This window comes from Nocardia sp. NPDC059195 (assembly GCF_042754695.1).
GTDB lineage: Bacteria > Actinomycetota > Actinomycetes > Mycobacteriales > Mycobacteriaceae > Nocardia.
Map to the genome: position 1 here is coordinate 50,179 of NZ_JBHZBG010000012.1, position 11,792 is coordinate 61,970.

8 protein-coding genes are annotated in these 11,792 nt (G+C 68.0%); 3 read left to right on the plus strand and 5 right to left on the minus strand.

The features are described 5' to 3' along the window. Window positions 1–63: 63 nt before the first annotated feature. The 4 genes from ACFXKN_RS17365 to ACFXKN_RS17380 all read right to left on the minus strand — a co-directional run bounded on the left by ACFXKN_RS17365 (window position 64) and on the right by ACFXKN_RS17380 (window position 5,771). Window positions 64–975, minus strand: coding sequence for an alpha/beta hydrolase family protein (locus ACFXKN_RS17365; protein ID WP_378951452.1), 912 nt, complete (start codon window positions 973–975; stop codon window positions 64–66). Window positions 976–1,054: 79 nt separating this feature from the next. Beyond that, entirely contained in the window at window positions 1,055–3,169 is a 2,115-nt protein-coding gene (locus tag ACFXKN_RS17370; RefSeq protein ID WP_378951449.1) for an acyltransferase family protein, read from the minus strand. A gap of 157 nt (window positions 3,170–3,326) precedes the next feature. Further along, a complete protein-coding gene (locus tag ACFXKN_RS17375) occupies window positions 3,327–4,037 on the minus strand; it encodes a cutinase family protein (RefSeq protein ID WP_378951446.1) in 711 nt (236 codons plus the stop codon). Between the two features lie 84 nt (window positions 4,038–4,121). Next, on the minus strand, window positions 4,122–5,771 hold the full coding sequence (locus ACFXKN_RS17380) for an FAD-dependent monooxygenase (RefSeq protein WP_379433357.1): 1,650 nt from the start codon (window positions 5,769–5,771) through the stop codon (window positions 4,122–4,124). Window positions 5,772–6,009: 238 nt separating this feature from the next. On the opposite strand from ACFXKN_RS17380, the gene ACFXKN_RS17385 reads away from it, so the two are divergent. The 3 genes from ACFXKN_RS17385 to ACFXKN_RS17395 all read left to right on the plus strand — a co-directional run bounded on the left by ACFXKN_RS17385 (window position 6,010) and on the right by ACFXKN_RS17395 (window position 10,286). After that, the gene (locus tag ACFXKN_RS17385; RefSeq protein WP_379433358.1) at window positions 6,010–7,821 is read left to right on the plus strand and encodes a multicopper oxidase family protein; all 1,812 of its coding nucleotides are present in this window, start codon (window positions 6,010–6,012) and stop codon (window positions 7,819–7,821) included. Between the two features lie 93 nt (window positions 7,822–7,914). Further along, window positions 7,915–9,204, plus strand: coding sequence for an oxygenase MpaB family protein (locus ACFXKN_RS17390; RefSeq protein WP_379433359.1), 1,290 nt, complete (start codon window positions 7,915–7,917; stop codon window positions 9,202–9,204). Between the two features lie 17 nt (window positions 9,205–9,221). Continuing rightward, complete coding sequence (locus ACFXKN_RS17395) at window positions 9,222–10,286, plus strand: lipocalin-like domain-containing protein (RefSeq protein ID WP_378951434.1); 1,065 nt, start codon at window positions 9,222–9,224, stop codon at window positions 10,284–10,286. A gap of 65 nt (window positions 10,287–10,351) precedes the next feature. Here the strand turns inward: ACFXKN_RS17395 and ACFXKN_RS17400 are convergent, their stop codons facing one another. Continuing rightward, complete coding sequence (locus tag ACFXKN_RS17400; protein ID WP_378951431.1) at window positions 10,352–10,978, minus strand: TetR/AcrR family transcriptional regulator; 627 nt, start codon at window positions 10,976–10,978, stop codon at window positions 10,352–10,354. Between the last annotated feature and the right edge of the window lie 814 nt (window positions 10,979–11,792).

Consider the following 11,792-nt stretch of genomic DNA (forward strand, 5'->3'; position numbering starts at 1 on the left):
CTGCGGTATGCGGTGACCGTCACAGAGGAATCGGATCCACACCAGCGGAGACAGTGGCGAGCCTCAGCTGATGGTGCCGACGTAGCCGATGATGGTGCTGCGCGCCGAGTTCCAGGCCGCAGACGCGGCGTCGGCGAATTCACCGTGCCCGGTACCGCGCAGGATTTGTACGTCGGCGATGCCGCCCGCGCGCGTGACGGCTTCGACGTAGCGGTGGCTCTGGATCGGTGCCACGACTCGGTCGTTTTCGCCGTGTATCGCGGTGATGTGGGTGCCGTCCGGCGGGAGGTGGTGGATGGGGGAGGCGTACCGATACCGGTCGGGTACCTCCGTGGGTGTACCGCCGAGGAGTTTCGGGACGAACGAGTCACGGCCTTCGGTGACAGCCAGATCCAGGTCGAGTACCGCGGCCATGAGGGTGAGGCTGCGGATGCGAATGGCGGGATGCTTCGGTGCTTCGGCCGATCGGTGTCCGGCGGCCCAGGCGGCGAGGTGACCACCGGCCGAGTGCCCGGCAAGGTGCACCCGCTGTAGGTCGAGAAGGTTACCGAGGCGTGGTGCGACGATTTCGGCCAGCGCGTCGACGGCAGCGGCGACATCGGTGAGCGTGACCGGCCACCCACCGCCGCCGTTCACTCGGCGGTATTCGATGTTCCACACCGCGACGCCGTCGCCGGTCAGCGCACGGGCATGGGCGTCGAACTGCGCGAGGGTCCGGTTCTGCGCCCATCCGCCGCCGTGGATCACAACCACCACGGGCAGACGGGTATTCGATGTCGGTGGCAGATAGAGGTCGCCGAAAGTCTCCGGTGAATCCCCGTAGGTGATGCGCATCGGGGTCGGTGGCATCGCCGCGGCCTCCGCGGCGATCGTCTCTGCCGGTACGGACAGCTCAGCGGCGCGATAACCGAGACCGAGGGTGAGTACCGCAAGCATCACGAGAGTGACACAGCGACGCATTCGGCCACGTGCCACCGGCAGACCTCCTCGTGATCGCCTCTCGGACCTGCACCGTACCGCGCCAACCGTCTGCCGAAGGTGACGCGAAGCAGCCTCACCACCACCCGAGTATCGGTTGCAGCTCCCGCCCGAGTGCTCCGGCCAGGGATCGGGAGTAGCTCGCGGTGAGGTGGTGTTCGTCGTGATAGATCAGGATGTTGCCCTCCGCCACCGCGCACAGCGTGGGTTCGCAGACCGCGTCCGTCAGGTCGATCGGGAAGACGCTGGGAAACGCGGAGGCCGGTTCCAGTCCTGGGTTGATCGGGTCGAGCGCGTCCTCGCGGCGCATGCCGCAGCTGCTGCGGTTCCCGCCGCCCGCCAAACAGTCGGTGGCCTTGTATCGGACGGTTCCGCGGCGCAGCCATGGCGTGTCACGGATGGCGACCACATTGAGACCGCGGTCGGACAGCGCTGCCCATACGTCGAGATAGTCGGCGGGCGTCTCGTCGCCACCCTCGTCGCGGGGACGGGTACCGGTGGTGAACACCCAGTCGGGGCGGTCGGCGTCGAGGCGGTCGATCACGTCGGCCGACCAGTCCCGGCAATCCGGGATGGGCTCGCCCTTGTACATGGCGTCCTCGGCAAGTGTGAGCGGGCAACCCATCTTCAGATACACCTGGATGCGGAACGGGTTTTCGGCGGCCAGCACCTGGAGCGCGGGCAGCCAATGCTCGGCATGGGAGCTGCCGACCAGCGCCAGTGTCCGATCGGCATCCGGGTCACCATAGGTGCAGGTGACGATGTCGCTGGTGTCCCAGTCCGCGATACACCCGTCCGCCGTGGGCGGGGGGACTTCGGTGGGTGCTTCGAAGACGGAGGGTCGCATCGGCTCGTCCGGTGTCACAGCGCCGGAGGCCAACGCTTCGGCACCCGGGTACTTCGCCGGGTCGAGTTCGCCGACGGCGACCGGTGGATTGACGCTGACAACAGCGAACTGCCAGCCGGTGGTGACGGTGACGGTCGCCACCAGCAACACCCCGACCGCGGACGCGGCCAGGTGACGAGATCGTGGGTGACCGAGATCGTCGGCGCGCGTAGTGCGCTGGCGCAGTGGCTCTTCGATCCAGCGGTGCGTCAGCCAGGCCAGCACAACCGACAGCCCGATCACCGCGATGCCGCCCACCAGCCCGGCGTTGGTGTTTCCGCGTTCGGCGAGAAAGAAGATCAGGATGGGCCAATGCCACAGGTACAGGGGGTAGGCGATATCGCCGAGCCACCGCATGGCCGGATGAGCCAGTAGCCGGTTGGGCAGCGGCCAGTCGTCGAACAGCAGGTGCGTCGCCGAAAGGATGACAGCCGCTGTCGCGAAGACAGGCAGCAGGGCCGCGGGCCCGGGGAACCGGTTGGCGCCGTCGATGATGAGCCACCCGCACAGCACCACGCCGAGCACACCGAACACCGACAGCGCGACGCGCAGTTGGCGCCACGGCACCAGAGACGGTGCGACGACCGCGAGCCCGGCGCCGATCAGCAACTCCCACCCGCGGGCGAAGCTGTCGTAGTAGTTCCATCCCTGATTCGTCGCGGTGCCGTAGGCGGCGTAGCAGAACGAGGCCACCGACACCGCGACCACGACCCCGCCGATGGCCGGGCGAACCCGACCCGGTCGCGAGAGCCAAGCGCACAACCAGGCGGTAACGGCGACCGCCAGCAATGCGGCCAGGTAGAACTGCCCCTGCACCGACATCGACCACAGATGTTGCAGTGGGCTGACCGAAGGATCGGCGGCCAGGTAGTCCGACCACGTCAGGGCGAGCTGCCAGTTCTGGTAGTAGAACAGCGACGCCAGAACCTGCGCTGCCGCTGTCGACCATTGCGTGTACGGCAGTAACAACACCGTCGAGGCGACGACGGCGGCCAGCACGACCGCCATGGCGGGGACGAGGCGTCGGGCAGTGCGGCGCACGACCGACCACGCCCAGAACGGTTCCGGGGACTCTGCCCGGCGCAGCAGCAAGCCCGTGAAGAAGAACCCCGACAGCACCAGGAAGACGTCCACACCGCCGGAAACACGACCGAACCACACGTGAAAGACCACGACCAACGCGATCGCGAGCCCCCGCAAGCCGTCCAGATCGACGCGGTACTGCGACCCGCGACCGGCTCGCGTGGCGGTGGTGAGGCGCGGCTGCTCGGTCGAGTGCGTCGAATCGGCGTTCACACCGGTCACAGCCCCGAACTCCCCATCGGCATGCTCCGCTGAGGCATAGGCGAGCCGGAATCCCGGAGAACGGACGATGACGACGACATGACAACTCTCCTATCACGGTCGGCTCGATCAGGTCCATTCGTCGTCGTCGCCGCCGAGCCGGTGACTCCGGCGGGAATCAGCCGAGCTGTTCGCGGACGAATGCCGTGGCTTGGTCACGACTGTCGTTGAAGAAGTACGCGATATGGCCGTAGCTCAGCGCATTTCGGAACCCGGCGGCCGGGTCGCCGCCCTGGCAGACGCGGTCACCGGCGTGGCAGTAGTCGCGCAGGCGGTCGGCGAATTCCGTGAGCGCGCCGAGGCGCAGTGGACCGGTGCCGGACAGGGCGGGATCGAAGCTGCCGCGGTTGTAGGGTTCCGCGCCGTTGAACAGCGGGCTGCCGAACAGGGCGATGGCGTCGATGCGCGCGGCCGCCTGTTCGGTCAACGCTGTTCGCGCATCGAGGGTGTTGCCGATCACGCGCGCGCCTTGCGAGTAGCCGAGGAGCACCAGCCGCTGGTCAGGGCAAGCGGCGGCGGACGCGTTCAGCAGCGCGGTCAGGTTCTCCACACCGCGCACGGCGCTGTCCGGGTTCATCGAGGCCGGATATTCGAGTTCGGTCACCGTGGTGCGGCGACCGAATTCCTGGGCGATCCGCCCGCCCAGCGGAGTGAGCAGCAGGCTGCCGGACTGCGGTTCGAGGGTGCCACGAACGGTGACGACCCGGACCTCCGCGCAGCCGTCGGGGTGAGGGATCGGGTCGGCGGCCGCAGTCGGGACGGCGGGCAGCACCAGCGCTGCGGCGGCTGTTGCGGTCGCCTGCAGCAGGATTCGATATCGTCCACGCATCCGGCCACTGTATTGCGCCCGCAACCCGCACCCGGTGATTTCGAACCGTTCGGGCGCGACGTTGTGGTGGCGTCGAGGCGCGGGTCAGGCTGTCCCCAGGACGCTTTCGGGTGCCGGGGCGAAGGTCGACTCGACATGACGGATGAGGTCGTCAGGGGAGGCAGGGGAGGCGGCATAGCCGAGGTAGCCGTCGGGACGGACGAGGTAGGCCGCGCCGGGGGCGCAGTGGTATCGCCGGGCGAAGTCACCGTCGCTGTCGCGGATGACCGGGAGGGTCGTCGGGCCGACGGTGGCCTCCGGGCTCGCGACGAGGTAGCTGTCGAGGTGGTCGTCGGTCAGTTTCCGGAGCAGGCCGACGTGGCGTTCCAGGTCGGCGAGAGTGGCTGTGTCACAGGTGTTGTCGACGTAGCAGAGCAGAGTGTGGCCGGGGCCGGCGAGGAGAGGGAAGAGGCGGAAAGGGGACCTCACGCCGTCCCTGGTCAGCCCGATCGCGTCGGGAGCGCGGCTGCCGGCCGTGGGAGACGGTGCGCCGGTGGGGGATTCGGTGACGATGGGGCTGTCGCGGTAGTCGATCAGGAGCTGGGCCTCGCGGAGCAGGACGCGTTCGGGGTCAGATTCGCCTGCGCCGATCCCCTCGCGGGCATCGCGGACGGTGCGACCGACCACGTCCTCGCCGACCGGCCTGCGTTCGGCGTCGTAGCTGGCCAGCAACGACGGCGCGGCCACCTCCGCGACGGCCAGCGCGAGCTTCCACGCGAGGTTGTCGGCGTCCTGGATGCCGGTATTCATGCCCTGGGCACCGGTGGGCGGGTGGATGTGGGCGGCATCGCCCGCGACGAAAACCCGTCCCCGCCCGTAGGAGTCGACGATGCGATGGCTGATCCGGAAGACCGAGGACCAGCGCACATGCGAAGCGGTCACCGGTTCGGGCGCCAGCCGGTCGAGCACCGCCTGGATATCGGCCAGTCGCGGGCCGGGCCCGGTGCCGAGCCCGTGTTCGACCTTGTCGCCGCCGACGGAGGTGTCGGTCTCGAGTTCCGGGGGAACCCGCATCGACACCCGGTAGCGGTGGTGGCCGGGCAGCGGGACGCACACGAGCACGTCGTCGGTGACGCCGTTCGTCTGGTGCATCGACCGCACGTTGTAGCCGTGCGGCTGTGACCAGTCGAGTTCGACATCGGCGAGCATGTATTGCTCCGCGAAGGCCGCCCCCTCGAACGTCAGGCCCAGCGTCTTGCGGACGGTGCTGTGCGCGCCGTCGCAGCCCACCAGATACCGTGCCCGCACCGTGTGCTCACCCTCGGGTCCGGCGAGCACCGCATCGACGCCGTTCTCGTCCTGGGTGAACCGGACGAGCCGGACCCCGCGCTCGACGCGCGTGCCCAGCGACTCCAGATGCTGGTGCAGGATCCGCTCGGTCTCGTACTGGGGGAGTCCGAGGAACCCGAACGGAATCTCGGGTGGCAGCGTCAGATCCATTCGGCCGGCCTCGACGCCGTTGATGTACACGATCTGACCACGCAACAGGATCCCGGCGTCGAGAACCTCCCGCAGGATGCCCATCGCCTCGAACAATTCCAGCGTGCGGGGCTGGATGCCGACCGCTTTCGCGTACTGCGGCGGATCCGACAGCGCGTCGATGATCCGGCACCGCACGCCGCGCCGGACCACTCCCACGGCGGCCGCCGACCCCACCGGACCTGCGCCGACGATCAGAACATCGGTATCGAACATGCGACATCACCTCGCGCTGGAAGCCCCCGCCTCATGTTGTCCGCTGATCGTACGCCCGGCGCCGACCCGCGGAATCCCTCGGACGAACGGGTCGCTGGGTCCTCCTCGCGCGCAGTGGATATCGGCATGTCCCGCAAGGTTGCACCCGGTGCCATCCAGCGAAGTACTGGGTACTGTACTCGGTGGTATGGTCGCTGCCGCGGTGCCTGCGACGATGCAGCCCGGGAAGGGCTCGAACATGGAACATCCGATCGAACGCCGCCAGTTCCTGCGTGCGGCCGGAGCGGGTCTGCTCGGCGCGATGCTGTGGGAATCGCAAGCCGCGGCGGCCCCCACCACGCCACCGGGAATCCGAAGTCCGCTGCTGTTCCACTCCCCGGCGGTCGAGCCGTTCGTCGACGAGCTGCCGCGCCTGCCCGTGGTGCGAGGTGACCGGCTCGAACTCCTCGCCGAGACCACCACCCACCGGTTCCACCGTGATCTGCCGGAATCGCCCTCACTGGGCTACAACGGGATGAGCTACCTGGGCCCGACCATCGAGCATCCGGCGGGTGCCCCACTGCGCCTGCGCTTCGCGAACAGGATGACCACCCACCCGCTGGCCGCCGACATGGACACCAGCCTGCACGGCGTCGCCGAGAGCTTCCGCACCGCACCGCCGTCGTCGCTGCATCTGCACGGCGGGGTGACGCCACCCGACAGCGACGGGCACCCGGAGCAACTCGTGTATCCCGGCGGTGACATCGACCATGACTTCCCGCTGGCGCAGGACACCGGCCACCTCTGGTATCACGACCACGCCATGGGCATCACCCGCGTGAACGTCTACGCCGGACTGGCCGGAATGCTGCTGCTCCGCGACGATTTCGACACCGGCGCACCCGGTAACCCGCTGGGTCTGCCCGCCGGCGAGTTCGAGGTGCCGCTGGTCCTGCAGGAGAAGCTGTTCACCGCCGACGGGCACCAGTCGGTCCGGTCGACACCGGTGGTACCCGAAGGCGGCTGGGAAGGTGGAGCCGTCGGCGATACCGGCGTAGTCAATGGCAAGATCTGGCCGTATCTACCGGTCGCGCGTGGCCTCTACCGCTTCCGTGTGCTCAACGCGGCGTCGTTCAGTGTGTGGAATCTGTTCTTCGGCAACCGGATGCGGTTCTGGGTGATCGGCAACGATCACGGCCTGCTCGATGCGCCGGTCGCCGCCCACGAGCTGCGGTTGGCGCCGGGTGAACGGGTGGATCTGCTGGTGGACTTCGCCGAACTGGCCCCGGGCGAGACCGTCGAACTGTGCAACGACGAGGCGCCGGTCTTCCAGGCCGCGATCCTCGGCGAGGTCGCGATGCCGCGGTTCTGTCAGTTCCGGGTCCAGGACCGGCCGGGCTTCGCGGACGGCGTGCCTGCCCGGTTGCGCGGCGAGGCCGGGCTGCCGCCGCTGCTGCCGCCGATCGAAACACCGACGGTGATCCGCAATGTCACCGTCAGCCAGCCCTACGAGCTGCGCGTGCCACCCGCGATCATGTCGCTGAACAATCTCACCTTCAGCAGTCCCGATATCGAGATGCCGCGCCAGGGCACCGTCGAGCAGTGGAACATCATCAACATCACGCCCGATCCGCACCCGATCCACCTGCACCTGGTCACCTTTCGCATTCTCGGCCGGACGCCGCTGCGCACCGTCGACTATCAGCTGGCCCATCCGCAGCCGCCCGTCGGGCAGAAATGGGTGCCGTCGGCCGAGGGATTCCTGGCGGGTCCGATGGTGCCGCCGCAGGCGTGGGAAGCAGGCCACAAGGACATCGTGCGCGTCGACGGCGGCACCGTCACCAGCATCATCGTGCGGTTCCCGACCGCGGCGGAACTCGGCTTCGACCCGGACGCACCGTTCCCGCGCCGGGTCGCGACCGAACGCGCGGGCGCGGAAACCCATACCGGTCACCGCGTGCTCGACCATGCCGGTGATCAGCACGATGACCTGCGCGGATACGTATGGCACTGCCACCTGCTCGACCACGAGGACCACGACATGATGCTGAAATATCGCATCGTGCCGTGACAGTTCCGTACTTTCGGGTACGGAACACTGTTCGGAATAGTATGGTCGCTGTGATCGCAGTCAGCGAGTGGATGTCACATCAGGAGGCCGACAGTGGTCGATGCCGTCGAACGTCAGCTCGAGCACATCCGCTCCGGGCCGCCGGTGAAGTGCCCCACCGCCTTTCGCTATTGGGAAGCGCGCGACACCCCGCTGGTGCGCCGGCTCGAGCGCGTCTTCGCGACCGTGACCAGGCAGCGGCTGTTTCCCAGCGACGAGCAGGCGAGAGCGCTGTGCGAGGACCTGTTCACCGGTGACCCGGTAGCCGAACGGTTCGTCGCCGAGGTGATGCACGGCGAGATCGGGGCGAAAGCCGGGCGCAAGATGCTGGACACGGCGCTGGCACAGGGCATCGATGCGGTGCCGGACGCCCCGGAATCCATGCGCGCCTTGTTCGCCGAGTTCGAGACAGTGCCCGACTGGGTGGTGCCCGAACTGGTCGAGCAGGGCGCGGCCATCTGGCGGCGCTGGGGCACCATGCTGTTCAGCTTCGCCGGCGCCGAAACGCTCGAGATGTACACCGAGGCCGCGGTCGCGACGCCGCTGTCACTGGCGGGCGGCTACGCGGGCGACAGCGCCCTGCGCCGGTTCCTGGAGACCACCCGCTTCTGGATCGATGTCTCCGCCCGTGACGCGCTGCTCACCCCCGGTTCGGCGGGCCGGGCCACCGCGCTGAAGGTGCGGGTCATGCATGTCTCGGTGCGCGCGAAGGTCGCGGGCCACCCCGAATGGGACAACGAACGCTGGGGGCTGCCGATCAGCCAGACCTACCAGATGCTGACTCTGTTGGCAGGCAGCGTGACGCCCGGCCTCGGCCTCTGGGCGCTGGGTTATCAGACGACGCCATCGGAAATCCGTGCGCTGCTGCACTTTCAGAAGTACATGGGCCACCTGCTCGGCGTGCGGCTGCGCTGGTATCCGGAGACGGTCCTCGACGGACTGCGGGTGCTGGCGATGACCATCGCCTCGCGGTCTTACGACGCCGGGCAGCACGGTACGGAACTGATCGAGTCCTATCCGGCGGCCTTCGCTCCGCGCGACGGCCACCGTGGCCTGGCCCGGTGGCGCGAGAAATACAACTACCGGATCAATTCCGTGTACTCCGCGATGTACATGGCCCCCGGCACCCGCCGTCGCTACACCATGCCGCCCGCGTTCCCGTGGATCCTCATTCCGATCCTGCGCTTTCCACTGATCACCGCGATGGAGATCGTGCGCCGGATCTGCCCGCCGTTCGCGCGGGCGCACGAGAAGCTGATGCTCGTGCATCGCGAGAACTGGTATCGCGCCCAGATGCAAGGTCGCGAAGCGGCCTTCGACGCCAGCGGTGCCCTGCGCCGATGAACCCACCGAAAGCAGCCATGACTACCGCAGACATCGTCGAAGTATGGAACGGGCCGGGACGTCGCGACGGCGACCTGACGCCGGTCTTGCCGCGCCACAACGGATTACACCCCTCGCCGAGCAAACTCGCCTTCGAGCACTGGTACTTCGACGCGCACCTCGACACCGGCCACGTGGTGATCGGCTTCCTGACCAAACGTCGACCGGAGGACCTGCCGTTGGCCCGGCCCTGGGTGGAGATGATGGTCTACGCCCCCGACGGCACCCGCCGCCAGGTGTCGCGGCGTTATCCGCACTCGGCGACCTCGTTCTCGACCGAGGCCTGTGATGTGCGCGTCGGTGCCAACACCGCGCGCACCGAGTTCCGCGAGGACGGCCTGCCGACCCACCACCTGCGGATGGCCGAGGACGGCCTGGTCTTCGACCTGCAGTTCCACAACGAGGTCCCCAGCTGGATGCCAGGCAAGGGCGAAACCCGTTTCGGCAGTAAGGATTCCTTCGGCTGGATGGTCGCCGCGCCGCGTGCCGGGGTGACCGGTGCGATCGAGCTCGACGGGGTGCGACACGAAGTCACCGGACGTGGGTATCACGACCACAACTGGGGCGTCGGCGACATGAAGAAGATCATCGAGCGCTGGCACTGGGGCAGGCTGTACGTGGAGGACTACTCGCTGCTGTTCGCCTCGGTACTGACCCAGCAGCGCCGGGGCGGACACGAGATCAGCCCCCTGATGCTCGCTCACCACTCCGATATCGTGCTGTCCACCGGCGAGACGGTCATCACCGAGGGGCCCGCGCGCTTCGACACCACCGCGGGCCGGACCTACCCCGAATGGATCGAACTGCAGGTGCCGAGCAAACTCGAACTGCGCCTGGACGTCGACCGGGTCATCCACGCCCACGACCTGCTCGACGATCTACCGGTCGTGCGTTCCCGCCTGGTCAAACCCCTGGTGCACCGGCTGGTCGGCCACCCGGGCTACTTCCGTTTCGAGTCGACCTTCGACCTGACCGTGCACACCGACGGCGCTACGGAGCGGCGCAGCGGGACAACGCTGCACGAACTGGTCGCGCTGACCTGACCACTGAGGTCGGGGAACTGCGCTCGGCGTACCGACCTGCGATGCACCGCAGGTCGGTACGCGGATCACGTGGGCGGCTCGGTGCTGGTGATGAATCGGAAGAACTCGCGGCGCTGATCCTCGGTCGGCACGGGCAGATTCTGGTTCCCGTGCACGAAGCCGATCCCGGCGAAACACATCAGGCCGGCACGCATCTCCGCCTGCTCCGCGGAGAATCCCCGATCGATCAGAGTCTTCGACAGGGTGTGGAAGATCCGCTGATCCAGTGCCTTCACCGCCTCGGCCACCTTGGCATTCGTGCGCGCCCAGTCGCGGACCGCGAGCTCGACCTGCCAGACCCGCTCCCCGGTGAGCAAGGCGCCCATCCGGGCCAAGCGCTCCTGCACCGGCAGTTCGTCGAGGTCCTGGAACCCGCGGGCCGCGTCGTTGTGATCGGCGCACCAGAACTGCGCGGTGGTCTCGAGCAGCTGGTCGATACCGTCGAAATGCCAGTAGAAGCTGCCTTTGGTAACGCCGAGCTCATCGCATACCTTGGCGATGGTGATGGCGGCGACGCCCTCGCGCAGCAGCACCCCCAGCGCCGCGTCGGTCCAGTCCTCGACGCCGAGCCTGCGCGCCGAACCGCGCGCGGCCGCCGCTTTGCGCTTGGACACCGGTGCCGTCGGCCGGGTGCTCCCTGGCTCTTCGGTCATGGTCGTCTCCTCTCGGGCTCGCGGGCGGCAAAGCCATACTCAGCCGTATAGTTGAACCTACCAAAAGGTATGGCCAGGTGATGCTCTGGCCGACATCGCCGCACGCGTCGGTGGTCGGCTGCAATGGCGCGCCGCGACAACTCGAGCTGGATGTCCGACTGGGAGAAATCGTCGTGACTCGACCGCTGAGCGGGGCACTGTCGAGACCTTGGGGACGGGGCCGAAGACGGCTGATGGGGGCTTGATGCAGAATGTGAAGGTGAGCGAGAGACCTGAGACGAAGTGTGGGGTGTTGGCTGCTGTGGGACTGATGCGTGCCGCGACCCCTGTCCGCGGTTAGTTCGATGTCGGATCAGGAAGCCGGGATGGGGCCTGGTGGAGGTCATTACGACGCGGTGGAACGGCTGCGTCGGAAGTGGGAAGCGACAAAGGCCGCCGAGGGTGATTCCGGTGCGGCGCAGGGTGGGGCGTCCAACATCGTTCGGCTGCCGAGGCCGCCGCGGCGAGGTCGCGAGGAGGTAGGCGAAGCTCGGCATAACCCTTGGTTGCCGGAGCAGGTCGACGATCCGGCGCCGACCCGCCCAGTGACCCGAGCGGAATTGCAGGGTGAAACGGGTGCGTGGCTGATGCATACCGCGGCGCAGCCCGACGGGGACGCCGAACATGAACGCAATGTCATCGACCTCGGTGCGTCACGCCGGAAACGCGCCGGTGCGGATGGTTCGCCCAGGCGTGCCCGGCCGAGGGCGATGCCCCGCAGAATCGGGTCTGCCGACACGAAGCCGGACGGCGAGCCCGGTGCCCCACCGCCGAG